Source organism: Beggiatoa alba B18LD, assembly GCF_000245015.1.
Taxonomy (GTDB): domain Bacteria; phylum Pseudomonadota; class Gammaproteobacteria; order Beggiatoales; family Beggiatoaceae; genus Beggiatoa; species Beggiatoa alba.
Genome location: NZ_JH600070.1, coordinates 1,402,782 through 1,416,175, shown reverse-complemented (window position 1 = coordinate 1,416,175; position 13,394 = coordinate 1,402,782). Strand labels below are relative to the sequence as shown.

Below are 13,394 nucleotides of genomic sequence, written 5' to 3'. Positions count from 1 at the left end.
TCTTTTTGTGATTCGCTTGCTATGGCTGATTAAGTCGCTATCTCTCCCCCGCCTTTTTTCATTTTTTTACCCTCATCCGCACGCTGTTTACGAACGGCTTTCGGGTCTGCAATTAATGGGCGGTAAATTTCTACACGGTCGCCTGCTTGTAAAACCGTACTTAATGCACAAGGCTTGCTAAAAATACCAATTTTTTGCTGGGTTAAGTCAATTTCAGGAAAGCGCATTTTTATTTTTGATAACTCGATAGCCTGTTCAGCGGTGGTATTTTCGGGAACAGTCAGCGGAATAATTAACTGTTCCATGAGCTTTGCATAGGCAACTTCTATTTGTATGGTGACAACGTCCATTTCTATTTCCTTGATTAAACCGTGTTAAAACGTTCATGTGCCTGTTGGATAAAAGAATCCATTAAGGTATCAACAATTTTAGTAAAAACAGGTTTTAAACTAATCCGCAACAACGGGTTAGAAATTTCAAACCGCATATCCAGCGTAATCTTACAACCTTCATTGCCTAATGGGTCAAATAACCATTTGCCATATAAATGGCTAAAAGGACCTTCGACAAGATTCATCTCTATCGATTTGTCAGGAATGAGAATATTACGGGTAGTAAAAGTTTTATCTAACCCAACACGCCCCATTGTGATGCTTGCGTGAACTTCTGTGCCTTGTGTAGAAAGGATTTGAGTTGCTTTGCACCATGGCAAAAATTGAGGATAGTCTTCTATCTGGCTGACTAGCATGTACATATCATGCAAGAGGTAAGGAACGAGCGCGGTTTTATAAATATGCGTTGTCATAAGAATAATCGTTTTATCCGCAGGATGCGGTGGTATCGCGTAAACAAAGGGAGTGAATATGCCCATTATTATATCTTAAGTTGCTTAAGCTGTTTTATGCCAATGCCTGACACGCTTATTCTGATTAAGTTATTCGCTGAAACCTTGATAAATCATCTAAATAGTCAAATTAGTAACATTAATATTTTAGAATAATCTAAAATACTATATAAGAATTTCATCACTTATTTTTATAACGGAGACAGCAAATAATGAGTAGTAAAGTGTTTAGGGATAAAGTTTTTCCACCGCATGTATCTGATTTAATGAGCTTGATGCACATGGTTGTTTTTGAGGGCACGGATGGGGAAGAACGTTGGACGACGTATTTAACTTTAGAAGAGAAAGAATGCGTTGCGCTGGGTTTAGCCAAATATTATCAGTGCGAACATTGTATTGAACATCATACAAAGGTCATTCAGAAACTGGGGCATGTCGATGAGGACACGTTAAATAGAAACATGAATTCGTTGGTTCTGTTTCTGCGCACAGATATTGAACGGATTAGCGACACTGAACGCAACCGTTGGATACAGGCATGGCAAGAGTATGCTCTGAAAATTGGGATGAAACGCGGTGATGAAAATATCCCATATTTAATTGGTTTAGCCGTTGGTATTGCGCGGGATGATAGTTTTTTAATTCAATTTTGTGGGGATATGGTCAAGAAAATTTTATTAGAGCGTGGCATAGAACCACGTGCGGCGATTGGGGAATTAGAATCCGTCGTTATTTTTATGAAGGCCGCGTCGTCTAAAAATCGGGTTGCGTCTAAAATCGAAACATTGTTTGTTTAAAATAACAGGATGTTTTGCATTTTTTTAATGCACAAAACTAAAGGTGCGAAGAATTTCGCACCACTGTGATTAATCCGTAACAATCTGATTGTCAATTAATACTTTCCATTCCTCATCCGTGAAAAGGCGCGAACGGGTTAAAAATCGTACGCCTTCCACGCCTTCTAATGAAAACATGCCGCCCCGACCAGCAACAACATCGATAATCAGTTGGGTATGTTTCCAATATTCATATTGTGACGCACTGATATAAAATGGGCTGTCGCCAATAGTCCCTAATAAAACATCTTGGTCACCAATTAATAATTCACCTAAGCTATAACACATCGGTGCACTACCATCACAGCAACCGCCCGATTGGTGAAACATTAGCTCACCGTGTTTCTGTTTAAGACGTTGAATAAGGTCTAGGGTCGCTGGGGTGGCGGTAACTCTGGGCGGGATGTTTATCTCTAACATAGCGATGCACTCCAAAAATGCTCAACTAGACTAAGATAGAACAGGTTTTATAAAAAAAAGGGAGAGTAGAAGCGAAGGCATGGACATGGTTCACTTTACTCTCCTAACAGTGGACACCTCTTTTCAAGGAGGCATTCGATACGGTGATGTTTTAATATCACCTATTAATCAATGGGCTAAGGTTATGGGAGTAACCTTAGTTCAATCTTTTTTAGTGGCTTAGAAGAACCCTAATGCATTAGGGTTGTAGCTCACTAATAAGTTTTTCGTTTGTTGATAGTGGTCTAACATCATTTTGTGGTTTTCACGACCAATACCAGATTGTTTGTAACCCCCGAAAGCGGCATGAGCTGGGTAAATGTGATAGCAGTTTGTCCATACACGACCCGCTTGAATTTCACGCCCCATCCGATAAGCACGATTGCCGTCGCGTGACCACACGCCAGCACCTAAACCGTATAAGGTATCGTTGGCAATGTGTAAAACTTCTTCTTCATCTTTGAAGGTTGCAACGGATAAGACGGGTCCGAAAATTTCTTCTTGGAAAATCCGCATTTTATTGTTGCCTTTGAACACGGTCGGTTCAATGTAGTAACCCTCTTCTAAACCAGAATTTAGGGCTTTACGAGCACCACCTGTCAGCAGTTGCGCCCCTTCTTGCTTACCAATATCGATGTAGCTCAGGATTTTTTCCATTTGCTCAGAAGAGGCTTGCGCACCCATCATGGTTTCAGTGTCTAAGGGATTGCCTTGACGAATTTTTTTCACCCGCTCAACGGCTTTTTCAATAAAGCGGTCATAAATAGATTCGTGAATTAAGGCACGAGAAGGACATGTACATACTTCGCCTTGATTTAAAGCGAACATGACAAAACCTTCTAAGGCTTTATCTAAGAACGCATCATCTTTCGCCATCACATCTTCAAAGAAGATATTGGGTGATTTGCCACCTAATTCTAAGGTCACAGGAATAATGTTTTGTGAGGCGTATTGCATGATTAAACGCCCTGTAGTGGTTTCACCTGTAAAGGCAATTTTTGCAATGCGCTTGTTAGAAGCTAAGGGTTTACCTGCTTCTACCCCGAAACCATTGACAATGTTTAAAACCCCTTTGGGGAGTAAATCGCCAATAACTTCCATTAAAATCAGTATTGAAAATGGTGTTTGTTCTGCGGGTTTTAAAACGATGCAGTTACCTGCTGCTAACGCGGGCGCGATTTTCCATGCTGCCATTAAAATGGGGAAATTCCACGGAATAATTTGCCCAACCACGCCTAAGGGTTCGTGAAAGTGGTACGCCACTAAATCGTGATTAATTTCACTAATCGCCCCTTCTTGTGAACGGATGCAAGCGGCAAAGTAGCGGAAGTGGTCAATGGCTAAGGGAATATCAGCGGCTAAGGTTTCACGAACAGGCTTGCCGTTGTCCCAAGATTCTGCAACTGCCAATGTTTCTAAATTGGCTTCCATGCGGTCAGCAATGCGATTTAGGATTAAAGCACGTTGCGCTGGTGCAGTTTTACCCCATGCCGTTTTTGCGGCGTGAGCGGCATCCAGTGCTAATTCAATATCATCAGCTTGTGAACGAGCAATTTCGCAAAAAACTTTTCCAGTCACAGGGGAGGTATTTTCAAAATAATCCCCCTTAATTGGAGCAACCCACTCACCATTGATGTAATTGGCATAACGGTTTTTTAGGCTCACTTTGGCGGATGGTTGGTTCGGTTGTGCGTACAGCATCGCTATTACCTCACTTATATTATCAAGTATTTTTATTAGTAAATCAAATAGGTTAAATTGTGCTAACCGTTATTAGCAACAGTGTAACATATCAAATTACATGCCAATATACATTTTTTATTTTTAAGGGAATGATTTTGAAAAGTAAACTTTCAAAAAATATCATTTCCCTGAAATTTTATTGGGGAATATAAATGAGTTAGCCTGTAACAATTTGTTACAAGCATCTTCTTTGTTTTTTTCTATTAATTAGGAGAGGTTAGTAAAAAATATGGTGATTAACGATGATGATGACAGAATGTGTCAATTTAGAACAAAGCGGTATTAAATAATAAAGGTAAAGATATTTGTATTTTTACAACGTGCTGTCATGGGGGAATCTTTGCAGATGTAATACAATCGACTTCTCTATTAAAATAGTGATACGACTAAAGATGAGGATTAGAAATGAAACGTTTTTCTTGGCTTAATACGTTTTATATCAGTGTCAGTTTATCTTGCTTGGGCTTATTGCAAGCATGTACCGTTCCGACAGAGGCGATTAAGCCCTTAGCACAGCAAAATCAACAAAATATCCAAGCATTAAATAAAAATGTCTCTGCGTTATTTGCCTTGTATGAACCGCTATTAGCAGCATCAGGCAATGCTTTAATGTATCAAAGTCTGGCAAAAACAGAGCAGGAGTTAATTGCTGTCGTTGGCTCGGCTTATTTAGCCGCACCGACAGAAGAAGAAACATGGCAAGTATTATTTGAACGTGCGGCAAATACCCCGATGGGAAAAAGAGATAAGTTTCTTGAACGTTATCGTTTTGTCCGTTCTGCTTATGAAGTCAACTCAGAAAGCGATTTAGCCCGTTTAAAATATCGGGAAGGTTGGATTTATCAAACCGTTGTCGACGCGAATTTTACACCACAGCGTGCACATAATTTGGTTATTGCATTGAATACGCTACGTGAAAACTCAACCGAAGATGATGCCCTATATTACACTCAAGTTGAATTACAACTCAGTCCTTATGACCCCTCCTTACAACTCAAGCGAGAGGCAATTAATGGTGCGCAGAAAGTTATCAATGGCTTTAAGCAGGAAATATTGAGCGAGTTGATGACAGCAGATATACATGGACGCGCCTTTATTAGCGTTGGAGAAAGTAAAATCAATTCTGAAACGACCGCCAATTTACTATTAGGCGAGATGAATAGTGATCAACTTGTCACTCTTTTAGATACAGTCAGCTCGAAATATTTGCAACATCCAACGGTTAAAGAAGCAGCGGTTGAATTTTTAACTGGAAAACTAGCCACTTTTATTAAAAAACTCTAAGGAATTAAACCGATGCTGACAGATGAACAAATTAGACGCTTCGAAGAGGCGATGAAAGGGCCCGCCCCTTCTCATGACCCCAATTGGGCAATTACTGAGCAGTTATTAAAAATTGTGACCATACAATCAAAACAGTTAATTATTTTACAGTCACAATTAGATGTCATGACCCGCGCAAACACGGCAAGCACCGCCGCACTGATTAGCGCGTTACAACGAACTGCAAACGGGATGGGTGCAGTTAGCAATAATTTAACGCCTGCACAAATTGAATTTGCTGTGCGTAATCTCAACGAAGCAATTACTGCCGCTTCACGAGGACAGCAAGTCGCTCGTTATGCAGGTAATGTCTTAAAGTTTATTGCTAAACTTGTGTTGTAGAATGAATCTAAACATTTGCGAAATAAAATGTTAAAAGAAATGTTACTTACGCAACAAGATACAGTTGATAAGCGCAAACGTTGGTTTGAGGATACCTATTTCGATTTATTTGTTTGGCAAGATATCAATACAGGGGAAATGACTTCCTTCCAACTTTGTTATGACAGAACAGGCACAGAGCGAGTCATCAGTTGGGAACGTCATCGCGGTTTTGAACATCAACGGATTGATGATGGCGAAACTTCCCCACACAAAAATATGACCCCCGTTTTTACGGGTATCTCATTATCATTACCCGCTGCCTTACTCTCTCGCTTTCATCTTGCCAGTCAAGGAATTGATGTGACTGTACGTCAATTTATTACTCAAAAGTTAGAAGAGTACCAATCACTGACTATTTAATTAACCATTGAAAACGCCATGATATCTTTTTTTTATTTGCATGGGTGGGCATCTAGTCCTAAATCCAGCAAAGCATTGTTTTTCAAAGAACGCTTTCAAGAATTGGGCTTAACATTGCACACGCCTGATTTAAATGAACCCGATTTTTATCATTTAACCCTGACTCGTCAACTCCAGCAAGTTGGTAAGCTGTTGCCAAATCGACCTTGCACCGTTATAGGCTCAAGCCTTGGTGGACTTGCTTCACTCTGGTTAGCACAGCGTTATCCCCAAATTCAACGCCTGATTTTGCTTGCACCTGCGTTAGACTTTCCCACTCAATGCCAACGCATTATTGGCACAGAAAACTTACAAAAATGGCAAGCAGATGGTGAAATGCCCATTTTTCATTATTCGTGGGAAAGGGAAATGTCATTAAGCTATGAATTTGTTGCAGATTGCCTACGCTATCCTGATAAACAATTGCAACGAGTTTTACCAACGTTAATTTTACATGGGCAACAGGATGAAACGATTCCTATACAAGCCTCACGGGATTTTATTCAAGGGCGGGCATGGATTCAGTTAATTGAATTAGAAAGCGACCATAGTTTAATGAATCAACTCGATACGATTTGGCAAATTATCCAAGCATTTTGTCAGCTTAAAGATTCAGAAAACCCAGCTACAATTTAATATCCTAAAATTTTGTGAGAAAACAACTTAATCCTGTCATTTTAAAAAATCATATACCTTAAGGTATAATCAGCCCCTATTTATGCTTAGGTTGAAATGATTCAAAGAGCTGGAATCTGTCTAAATTCAACCTTCATGTTACAACTAAAAACCAAAAAATTATTGTGTTGTTGAGGAATTTATTATGTTAATCATACCAGCCATTGACTTAAAAGATGGTCAATGCGTGCGTTTACGACAAGGGCGAATGGAGGATGATACTGTATTTTCTAATGACCCTGTTGAAGTCGCAGGGCGTTGGGTGAAAGCAGGCGCAAGACGCTTACATATTGTTGATTTAAATGGCGCGTTTGCAGGTCGCCCAGTCAATGCAGATGTTGTGCATCAAATTGCCCAAGCCTACCCTGATTTACCTATTCAAGTTGGTGGCGGTATTCGTGATGCAGAAACCATTCAAACGTATTTAGATGTTGGTGTGCAATACGTGATTATAGGCACAAAAGCCGTGACTGCGCCGCATTTTGTCTCTGATATGTGTTTAGAATTCCCCAATCACATCATTGTTGGTTTAGATGCTAAAGATGGCAAAGTGGCTACGGAAGGATGGTCTAAACTCTCTCATCATGACGTTATCGATTTAGCCAAACAATTCGAACAAGATGGCGTGAGTGCCATTGTTTACACCGACATCAACCGCGATGGCATGTTGCAAGGTGTTAATATTTCCGCCACGGTGGCACTTGCACGCGCAATGACAATTCCCGTGATTGCCTCAGGGGGAATTACCAATATTGAAGATATTCGTAACCTCTGTGCGGTAGAAAAAGAAGGCATTATGGGTGCAATCACAGGACGTGCGATTTATGAAGGCACATTAGATTTTGCCGAAGGTCAACGCCTCGCTGACAGCTATGTTGCATGATAACGTTACTTACTGAATTTAATTGAGTTAATCATTATGGGTTTAGCAAAACGGATTATTCCCTGTTTAGACGTTGATGCAGGACGAGTTGTAAAAGGGGTCAACTTTATCAATATTCGTGATGCAGGCGACCCTGTCGAAATTGCCCGCCGTTACGATGAACAAGGTGCGGACGAAATCACTTTTTTAGACATTACTGCCAGCTCTGACGCACGAGATACGATAGAACATGTCGTTTCGGCAGTAGCCAGTCAAGTATTTATCCCGCTCACCGTTGGCGGGGGTATTCGAAAGTTGGAAGACATTCGCCGTATGCTCAATGCAGGTGCGGATAAAGTCAGCATTAATACGGCTGCAGTCAGCCGTCCCGAATTTGTTAAAGAAGCCAGTGAACACTTCGGCTCACAATGTATTGTTGTCGCAATTGATGCCCGTCAAGTTAATCAAGCAGGCGAAGCCCCGCGTTGGGAAGTTTTCACCCATGGCGGACGCAAAGCGACGGGCTTAGACGTTTTAGAATGGGCAAAAAAAATGACCAATTTTGGCGCAGGAGAAATTCTCCTCACCAGTATGGACAAAGACGGCACGAAAAACGGGTTCGATTTAGCCTTAACCCGTGCGGTCAGTGATGCGGTCAATGTACCCGTCATTGCCTCAGGGGGGGTTGGCAATCTACAACATCTCGTTGATGGCGTAAGTCTTGGCAAAGCCAGTGCCGTATTAGCTGCAAGCATTTTTCACTTTGGGGAATACACCATTGCCCAAGCCAAACAAGCCATGCAAGCGCAAGGGATTGAAGTCAGGTTATAAACATAAATACTTACCATGAAAAACAAGTTGCCTCCTTACGTTACAGTGTAATCTTTAAAAAAGCCTTCTGTGATGTAGAAGTATTCAAAGATTTAGTAAAAGATTTTCTGGGGATAACACTATTACAACAGCTAAAATGAATACAACACTATCGTGGTTAGAACAAATTGCATGGAATGAGCAAGGCTTAATCCCTGTAATTGCACAAGAAGCCAGTACAGGACAAGTATTAATGTTTGCATGGATGAATCGCGAAGCCTTACAACTGACAGTAACAGAAAAACGTGCGGTTTATTGGTCACGTTCACGTCAAAAACTCTGGTTTAAAGGTGAAGAGTCTGGACATGTGCAACAAGTCAAAGATATTCGCCTTGATTGCGATAATGATGTGATTTTATTACAAGTTGAACAACTAGGCGGGATTGCTTGCCATACAGGGCGACATCATTGCTTTTTCCAACAATTACAAGATAGCCAATGGGTCACTGTTGAACCTGTCAAAAAAGACCCGCAAACGATTTATCGTTAAAGGCAAATTTATGAAACTTGCTTCTGTTTTTGCGCTATCAATCAGCTTATGCATAACACTTCAAGCGTGGGCAGATGATTTTAATCGTAACTTCTACAGTCGCACGGTCAGTGCTGCGGAAGCAAATAGTGTCGTCTTAAAATCAGCGGCAGTGCTAGAAGAATCCTATAGACAGATACAAATCAGCCTCCCGCCTGCCTTATTACGCGAAGCTGAAGCCATTGTGATTATTCCTAATTTACTGCGCGTTGCCTTTATTGTAGGCGGTAGTGGTGGTACGGGCATTATGCTGATTCGGGATAAAAATGGCATTTGGACAAACCCCTCATTTATTACCCTTGCTAGCGGTAGCGTAGGTTTGCAAATTGGTGCAAATGCCAGCGATATCGTTATCGTTTTTATGCAACGTGATAGCATTCAACAGATTGAACAAGGCAAATTTAAATTAGGGGCTGATATTGGCATGTCTGCGGGGGTTGTGGGCGCGGGTATCAATGCAGGCACTGATTTCCGAGCCGCCAGTTATGCTTACTCACGGAGTCAAGGCATTTTTGCAGGGGTTTCATTAGAAGGTGCTTTTTTAGATATAGACCCCGCAGGTAATCAAGGATTATACGGTTCACCTTACAATGCACGTGCTATCTTTTCAGGACGTGTACAAACCAACGCAACCACTGTACAACGGTTGAAAAATATTCTCTTTCGCTACGAACAACATCCTTGAATTACCCCTTGTTCGCCTTTCATCATGAGTATGATTTAAATATGAATAATGACTTATTAGACCGTTTAGCCGCTGTGCTGAATGAACGCAAACAAGCGGACCCGCAAAGTTCTTATGTCGCCAGTTTATATGCGAAAGGCTTAGATGCAATTCTTAAAAAAGTGGGCGAAGAAGCGACAGAAACCGTAATTGCTGCAAAAAATGCAGATTCAGCACAACTAATTTACGAAATAGCCGACTTATGGTTTCACACGCTTGTCGTACTTGTGCATCAAGATTTACATCCACAAGCGGTATTAGATGAATTAGATCGCCGTTTTGGACTATCAGGGATTGAAGAAAAAGCCAGCCGTAACCAACATTGAGAGCGTTTGCAATGAAAACAGAGCCATCTTGTATTTTTTGTAAAATCGTTGCAGGACAAATTCCCGCAGACATCGTACATCGTGACGAACAAGTAATTGTCTTTAAAGATATTAACCCCAAAGCACCTGTACATTTACTGATTGTTCCGCACGAACACGTCGACAGCTTATTTACGGTTGAAACACAACATGACAACTTGATGGCGCATATCATGCGACTCTTGCCAACCTTAGCAAAACAACTAGGCTTAGATGGTTTTCGTACAATCATTAACACGGGAAAATCAGGCGGACAAGAAGTTTTTCATCTACACGTACACTTATTGGGCGGTTGGAAAAATAGCCCGCAACTGTTTTAATGACGTAAAGACTTACACTAAATTAATGAGGTTCTACAATGGGTATTAGCATTTGGCAACTTTTAATTATTCTTGCCATCATTGTTGTGCTGTTCGGCACAAAAAAACTACGGAATATTGGTGGCGATTTAGGGGCTGCTATTAAAAATTTCCGCTCATCTATGCAAGAAGGTGAAAAGGAAGAAACCACTGATACAGATGATAAAGGGCGCGTGATTGAAGGACAAGTCAGCAACAAAGACACCCAACAAACCAAAGAACAAAACAAGGTCTAAAACACTATGTTTGAGATTGGTTTCTGGGAATTAGTTTTAATTGGGGTGATTGCCCTACTCGTCATAGGGCCTGATAAATTACCGAGCGCGGCGCGAACAGCAGGCTTATGGATAGGCAAGATGCGCCGTTTTGTCACCTCGATTAAAGATGAAGTTGACCGAGAATTGCGTTTGCAAGAGTTACAACAACAGTTAAAAGAAGTTGAAAAAAACAACTTGCAACCCTTAGTCGATGAAACCCGTAAAACAGCGTTAGACGTGCAAAATACGCTCAACCAAGTTGCGACAGATACCCAACCAACGAATAACACGCCAGAAGTCCCTTCACCTACGCCTGTTCTCACCAGTAGCGATGCTACGAAACCCACTGAAAGACAACAGACACCGTCATGAGCAATAATACCTCGCCTCCCTCTCCACAAGGAGAAATGCCTTTTATAGAACATCTGGTCGAATTGCGTGATCGCCTGTTAAAAATTGTATTAAGTGTGGGTGTTATTGTCGGGATTTTGCTGCCATTTTCTAACAGCATTTATGCCTATTTTGCCAAGCCCTTAGTCAGCTTACTGCCCGCAGGCACGCAAATGATAGCGATTGATGTCGCGTCGCCATTCTTTACCCCCATGAAACTAGTACTTGTACTGGCTATTTTCTTATCTATTCCTGTCATTCTCTATCACTTCTGGGCATTTGTTGCCCCTGGATTGTACGAACATGAACAAGAATTAATTTTTCCCCTGCTGGTTTCTAGCACGCTCCTATTTTACTTAGGAGCTGTATTTGCGTATTACATTGTTTTCCCGATGGTCTTTGGTTTTATGGTGTCGACGACACCTGATGGCGTGGCGATGATGACTGACATTGGTCGCTATTTAGATTTCGTGTTAACCGTCTTTTTTGCCTTTGGCGTTGCCTTTCAAGTTCCTGTTGTCACCATTGTGCTTGTTTGGATAGGACTTTTACATCCTGACGATTTAGCGGCAAAACGTCCTTATATCATTGTTGGTGCGTTTGTTATCGGCGCAGTACTCACCCCGCCTGATGTGATTTCACAAACCCTGTTAGCCGTGCCAATGCTCATTTTATTTGAAATTGGTTTATTTATTTCTCGTTACGTGTTGAAGAAGAAACAACAACGTGAAACCGAAGCCGAAGAAATGGAAGATAATAAATATCATCCCTTAACCCCTGAACAAATGGATGCTGCTTTCAAAGAAGCAGAAGCCACAGACAAACGCTTAAAAGATGATAAATAATACTGTTTTGTATTGTTTTATCTCCGTTGAATGCTTTTAAATCCTGACGCTGACAAAAAGACCTGCTAGGTTTTGAAAACCTAGCAGGTTTCTATTTTGTTTTATAAAACTCGCCGAACTCAAGTTATCTTTAGTAATTGTATTAATCATGGCAATTATGTGAATTGCGGTTCAGATAAAAATCTCAAAAATGACTCATTCCAGTATGAAGTTGCCATTATGCTAAAATTAACATGAACTAAGAGATAACGGGAAAAATGGCAATGAACACACTTTTGCATATAGATGAGCAATTGATACAGCAGGCTTTGCAATTGACGGGTTTGCATAATCCGCAATCGGTTGTTGAAATGGCTTTGAAAGAATTGGTGACACGTAGAAAAACGGATAAATTAAGCCAAGCCTTTGGGCAATATTGCTGGGATGGCGATTTAGAAATGATGCGGAATGATAGTCATGCTATTGATTGATAGCTCGGTATGGATAGATTTCTTCAATGGCAAGCCGACTACACAAACTTTATATTTACGAGACGATGCGGAGCGCGACCAAATTTTATTGGGCGATTTGATTTTGTGCGAGGTTTTACAAGGTTTTAAAAACGAGAAAGACCATAAAGCGGCGCGTGAATTATTATTAAGTTTTGCTTATCAAAATATGGTAGGACAACAAATAGCTCTCCAATCTGTAGATTATTTCCGCTATTTGCGTCAGCAAGGTGTTACGGTACGTAAAACAATTGATGTTCTCATTGCGACCTTTTGTATTGTGAATGAACATGAGTTGTTACATGCTGACCGCGATTTTGACATGATAGAAAAGTATCTTCCTTTAAAAGTTAAACATCCCTAATTCATGCTCTGAACCACAATTCACGCAATTTACACAATGACCACAAAATAATTATCTTTAGTAATTGTGTTAATCATGGCAATTATGTGAATTGCGGTTCAGACAAAAAAGTCTTAAATTCCTCTTCTAACCTAAAGTATTTCATGATTTAATAAACCTCATTACCGAGCAGTTTTTGGTAATTGAGCTGGTGCAGGTTTGTAACCTGCACCGTAACATTTCAGCTTGTTTTGACGTTCTCAAATGTTCTAGTCGGGGTTACAAACCCCGACCAGTAGCGCGGAAGACATAACTTAACTTGAGGAGTTTTTACGATGGGATATATTGTTGTTGTCAGTTTAGATTTATCTAATGCGACATCGGAGGATTATGATACGATAACCACAGAGTTTGAAAAATTTGGGTTAGAGAAATATTATATCAGTGGTACTAATTATAGAGTTACTCTACCAGAAACTACTTTTATGGGTGAGGCTGGTCAGGATTCTGATAAAAATGTTGATGTTAGAGATTATTTTCTTAAAAAGATTGAGGGAATTTTTACTGGTAATGATATCCGTGGTCAGGTATTTATAGCGGTTGGAAATAATTGGGCATTAAATTCGATGAATTTTTGATGTAGCAATGTGATTGTACATAATCTGTTTAGTGTTCTCGTTTTTGTAGCTTGGGTTAGCA

General features: G+C 40.5%; 21 protein-coding genes. 17 read left to right on the top strand and 4 right to left on the bottom strand.

Features of this window, described 5'->3' with window-relative positions:
* Positions 1 to 29: 29 nt before the first annotated feature.
* Together BEGALDRAFT_RS05725 and BEGALDRAFT_RS05720 are read right to left on the bottom strand one after the other, a co-directional pair.
* The gene (locus BEGALDRAFT_RS05725) at positions 30 to 350 is read right to left on the bottom strand and encodes an RnfH family protein (RefSeq protein ID WP_002684632.1); all 321 of its coding nucleotides are present in this window, start codon (positions 348 to 350) and stop codon (positions 30 to 32) included.
* Between the two features lie 14 nt (positions 351 to 364).
* Positions 365 to 871: a type II toxin-antitoxin system RatA family toxin gene (locus BEGALDRAFT_RS05720; RefSeq protein WP_002684630.1), complete on the bottom strand. Its 507-nt coding sequence runs from the start codon at positions 869 to 871 to the stop codon at positions 365 to 367.
* Between the two features lie 185 nt (positions 872 to 1,056).
* On the opposite strand from BEGALDRAFT_RS05720, the gene BEGALDRAFT_RS05715 reads away from it, so the two are divergent.
* Positions 1,057 to 1,641: a carboxymuconolactone decarboxylase family protein gene (locus tag BEGALDRAFT_RS05715; RefSeq protein ID WP_002684629.1), complete on the top strand. Its 585-nt coding sequence runs from the start codon at positions 1,057 to 1,059 to the stop codon at positions 1,639 to 1,641.
* Between the two features lie 69 nt (positions 1,642 to 1,710).
* Here the strand turns inward: BEGALDRAFT_RS05715 and BEGALDRAFT_RS05710 are convergent, their stop codons facing one another.
* Together BEGALDRAFT_RS05710 and adh are read right to left on the bottom strand one after the other, a co-directional pair.
* Positions 1,711 to 2,100 carry a DUF779 domain-containing protein gene (locus tag BEGALDRAFT_RS05710; RefSeq protein WP_002684627.1) on the bottom strand — a complete coding sequence of 130 codons (390 nt, stop codon included), beginning with the start codon at positions 2,098 to 2,100 and terminating at the stop codon, positions 1,711 to 1,713.
* A gap of 219 nt (positions 2,101 to 2,319) precedes the next feature.
* On the bottom strand, positions 2,320 to 3,840 hold the full coding sequence (gene adh / locus BEGALDRAFT_RS05705; protein ID WP_002684624.1) for an aldehyde dehydrogenase: 1,521 nt from the start codon (positions 3,838 to 3,840) through the stop codon (positions 2,320 to 2,322).
* Positions 3,841 to 4,287: 447 nt separating this feature from the next.
* On the opposite strand from adh, the gene BEGALDRAFT_RS05700 reads away from it, so the two are divergent.
* The 16 genes from BEGALDRAFT_RS05700 to BEGALDRAFT_RS05625 all read left to right on the top strand — a co-directional run bounded on the left by BEGALDRAFT_RS05700 (position 4,288) and on the right by BEGALDRAFT_RS05625 (position 13,333).
* Positions 4,288 to 5,166: a hypothetical protein gene (locus BEGALDRAFT_RS05700; protein ID WP_002684623.1), complete on the top strand. Its 879-nt coding sequence runs from the start codon at positions 4,288 to 4,290 to the stop codon at positions 5,164 to 5,166.
* Positions 5,167 to 5,178: 12 nt separating this feature from the next.
* Positions 5,179 to 5,547, top strand: coding sequence for a hypothetical protein (locus tag BEGALDRAFT_RS05695; protein ID WP_002684621.1), 369 nt, complete (start codon positions 5,179 to 5,181; stop codon positions 5,545 to 5,547).
* A gap of 39 nt (positions 5,548 to 5,586) precedes the next feature.
* The gene (locus tag BEGALDRAFT_RS17970) at positions 5,587 to 5,949 is read left to right on the top strand and encodes a hypothetical protein (RefSeq protein ID WP_157237552.1); all 363 of its coding nucleotides are present in this window, start codon (positions 5,587 to 5,589) and stop codon (positions 5,947 to 5,949) included.
* An 18-nt stretch (positions 5,950 to 5,967) separates the two neighbouring features.
* Complete coding sequence (locus tag BEGALDRAFT_RS05685) at positions 5,968 to 6,624, top strand: YqiA/YcfP family alpha/beta fold hydrolase (protein WP_002684613.1); 657 nt, start codon at positions 5,968 to 5,970, stop codon at positions 6,622 to 6,624.
* Positions 6,625 to 6,808: 184 nt separating this feature from the next.
* On the top strand, positions 6,809 to 7,546 hold the full coding sequence (hisA, locus tag BEGALDRAFT_RS05680; RefSeq protein ID WP_002684612.1) for a 1-(5-phosphoribosyl)-5-[(5-phosphoribosylamino)methylideneamino]imidazole-4-carboxamide isomerase: 738 nt from the start codon (positions 6,809 to 6,811) through the stop codon (positions 7,544 to 7,546).
* 36 nt (positions 7,547 to 7,582) lie between these two features.
* Entirely contained in the window at positions 7,583 to 8,356 is a 774-nt protein-coding gene (gene hisF / locus BEGALDRAFT_RS05675; protein ID WP_002684610.1) for an imidazole glycerol phosphate synthase subunit HisF, read from the top strand.
* Between the two features lie 136 nt (positions 8,357 to 8,492).
* The gene (gene hisI / locus BEGALDRAFT_RS05670; protein ID WP_002684607.1) at positions 8,493 to 8,885 is read left to right on the top strand and encodes a phosphoribosyl-AMP cyclohydrolase; all 393 of its coding nucleotides are present in this window, start codon (positions 8,493 to 8,495) and stop codon (positions 8,883 to 8,885) included.
* 10 nt (positions 8,886 to 8,895) lie between these two features.
* On the top strand, positions 8,896 to 9,609 hold the full coding sequence (locus BEGALDRAFT_RS05665; protein ID WP_002684606.1) for a lipid-binding SYLF domain-containing protein: 714 nt from the start codon (positions 8,896 to 8,898) through the stop codon (positions 9,607 to 9,609).
* A 41-nt stretch (positions 9,610 to 9,650) separates the two neighbouring features.
* Positions 9,651 to 9,974 (top strand): phosphoribosyl-ATP diphosphatase, encoded by a 324-nt coding sequence (locus tag BEGALDRAFT_RS05660; protein WP_002684604.1) that lies wholly within the window; start codon positions 9,651 to 9,653, stop codon positions 9,972 to 9,974.
* 11 nt (positions 9,975 to 9,985) lie between these two features.
* Positions 9,986 to 10,333, top strand: coding sequence for a histidine triad nucleotide-binding protein (locus tag BEGALDRAFT_RS05655; RefSeq protein WP_002684602.1), 348 nt, complete (start codon positions 9,986 to 9,988; stop codon positions 10,331 to 10,333).
* A gap of 38 nt (positions 10,334 to 10,371) precedes the next feature.
* Entirely contained in the window at positions 10,372 to 10,608 is a 237-nt protein-coding gene (tatA, locus tag BEGALDRAFT_RS05650; RefSeq protein ID WP_002684600.1) for a twin-arginine translocase TatA/TatE family subunit, read from the top strand.
* 6 nt (positions 10,609 to 10,614) lie between these two features.
* A complete protein-coding gene (tatB, locus tag BEGALDRAFT_RS05645) occupies positions 10,615 to 11,001 on the top strand; it encodes a Sec-independent protein translocase protein TatB (protein WP_002684599.1) in 387 nt (128 codons plus the stop codon).
* Positions 10,998 to 11,864 (top strand): twin-arginine translocase subunit TatC, encoded by an 867-nt coding sequence (tatC, locus tag BEGALDRAFT_RS05640; RefSeq protein ID WP_002684591.1) that lies wholly within the window; start codon positions 10,998 to 11,000, stop codon positions 11,862 to 11,864. The genes tatB and tatC overlap by 4 nt, the downstream gene beginning before the upstream one ends.
* 263 nt (positions 11,865 to 12,127) lie before the next feature.
* Positions 12,128 to 12,334: a type II toxin-antitoxin system VapB family antitoxin gene (locus BEGALDRAFT_RS05635; RefSeq protein WP_002684583.1), complete on the top strand. Its 207-nt coding sequence runs from the start codon at positions 12,128 to 12,130 to the stop codon at positions 12,332 to 12,334.
* Positions 12,321 to 12,716: a type II toxin-antitoxin system VapC family toxin gene (vapC, locus tag BEGALDRAFT_RS05630; RefSeq protein WP_002684581.1), complete on the top strand. Its 396-nt coding sequence runs from the start codon at positions 12,321 to 12,323 to the stop codon at positions 12,714 to 12,716. The genes BEGALDRAFT_RS05635 and vapC overlap by 14 nt, the downstream gene beginning before the upstream one ends.
* 314 nt (positions 12,717 to 13,030) lie before the next feature.
* A complete protein-coding gene (locus BEGALDRAFT_RS05625; protein WP_002684579.1) occupies positions 13,031 to 13,333 on the top strand; it encodes a hypothetical protein in 303 nt (100 codons plus the stop codon).
* Positions 13,334 to 13,394 lie beyond the last annotated feature (61 nt).

What these genes read in the sequence shown, in the direction of transcription:
- BEGALDRAFT_RS05635 (WP_002684583.1), top strand. Translation starts at nt 12,128, where the DNA reads ATGAACACACTTTTGCATATAGATGAGCAATTGATACAGCAGGCTTTG.
- vapC (WP_002684581.1), top strand. Translation starts at nt 12,321, where the DNA reads ATGCTATTGATTGATAGCTCGGTATGGATAGATTTCTTCAATGGCAAG.
- BEGALDRAFT_RS05695 (WP_002684621.1), top strand. Translation starts at nt 5,179, where the DNA reads ATGCTGACAGATGAACAAATTAGACGCTTCGAAGAGGCGATGAAAGGG.
- BEGALDRAFT_RS05700 (WP_002684623.1), top strand. Translation starts at nt 4,288, where the DNA reads ATGAAACGTTTTTCTTGGCTTAATACGTTTTATATCAGTGTCAGTTTA.
- BEGALDRAFT_RS05725 (WP_002684632.1), bottom strand. Translation starts at nt 350, where the DNA reads ATGGACGTTGTCACCATACAAATAGAAGTTGCCTATGCAAAGCTCATG.
- adh (WP_002684624.1), bottom strand. Translation starts at nt 3,840, where the DNA reads ATGCTGTACGCACAACCGAACCAACCATCCGCCAAAGTGAGCCTAAAA.
- tatC (WP_002684591.1), top strand. Translation starts at nt 10,998, where the DNA reads ATGAGCAATAATACCTCGCCTCCCTCTCCACAAGGAGAAATGCCTTTT.
- BEGALDRAFT_RS05655 (WP_002684602.1), top strand. Translation starts at nt 9,986, where the DNA reads ATGAAAACAGAGCCATCTTGTATTTTTTGTAAAATCGTTGCAGGACAA.
- tatA (WP_002684600.1), top strand. Translation starts at nt 10,372, where the DNA reads ATGGGTATTAGCATTTGGCAACTTTTAATTATTCTTGCCATCATTGTT.
- BEGALDRAFT_RS05685 (WP_002684613.1), top strand. Translation starts at nt 5,968, where the DNA reads ATGATATCTTTTTTTTATTTGCATGGGTGGGCATCTAGTCCTAAATCC.
- hisI (WP_002684607.1), top strand. Translation starts at nt 8,493, where the DNA reads ATGAATACAACACTATCGTGGTTAGAACAAATTGCATGGAATGAGCAA.
- tatB (WP_002684599.1), top strand. Translation starts at nt 10,615, where the DNA reads ATGTTTGAGATTGGTTTCTGGGAATTAGTTTTAATTGGGGTGATTGCC.
- BEGALDRAFT_RS05710 (WP_002684627.1), bottom strand. Translation starts at nt 2,100, where the DNA reads ATGTTAGAGATAAACATCCCGCCCAGAGTTACCGCCACCCCAGCGACC.
- BEGALDRAFT_RS05625 (WP_002684579.1), top strand. Translation starts at nt 13,031, where the DNA reads ATGGGATATATTGTTGTTGTCAGTTTAGATTTATCTAATGCGACATCG.
- BEGALDRAFT_RS17970 (WP_157237552.1), top strand. Translation starts at nt 5,587, where the DNA reads ATGTTACTTACGCAACAAGATACAGTTGATAAGCGCAAACGTTGGTTT.
- BEGALDRAFT_RS05715 (WP_002684629.1), top strand. Translation starts at nt 1,057, where the DNA reads ATGAGTAGTAAAGTGTTTAGGGATAAAGTTTTTCCACCGCATGTATCT.
- BEGALDRAFT_RS05720 (WP_002684630.1), bottom strand. Translation starts at nt 871, where the DNA reads ATGGGCATATTCACTCCCTTTGTTTACGCGATACCACCGCATCCTGCG.
- hisA (WP_002684612.1), top strand. Translation starts at nt 6,809, where the DNA reads ATGTTAATCATACCAGCCATTGACTTAAAAGATGGTCAATGCGTGCGT.
- hisF (WP_002684610.1), top strand. Translation starts at nt 7,583, where the DNA reads ATGGGTTTAGCAAAACGGATTATTCCCTGTTTAGACGTTGATGCAGGA.
- BEGALDRAFT_RS05665 (WP_002684606.1), top strand. Translation starts at nt 8,896, where the DNA reads ATGAAACTTGCTTCTGTTTTTGCGCTATCAATCAGCTTATGCATAACA.
- BEGALDRAFT_RS05660 (WP_002684604.1), top strand. Translation starts at nt 9,651, where the DNA reads ATGAATAATGACTTATTAGACCGTTTAGCCGCTGTGCTGAATGAACGC.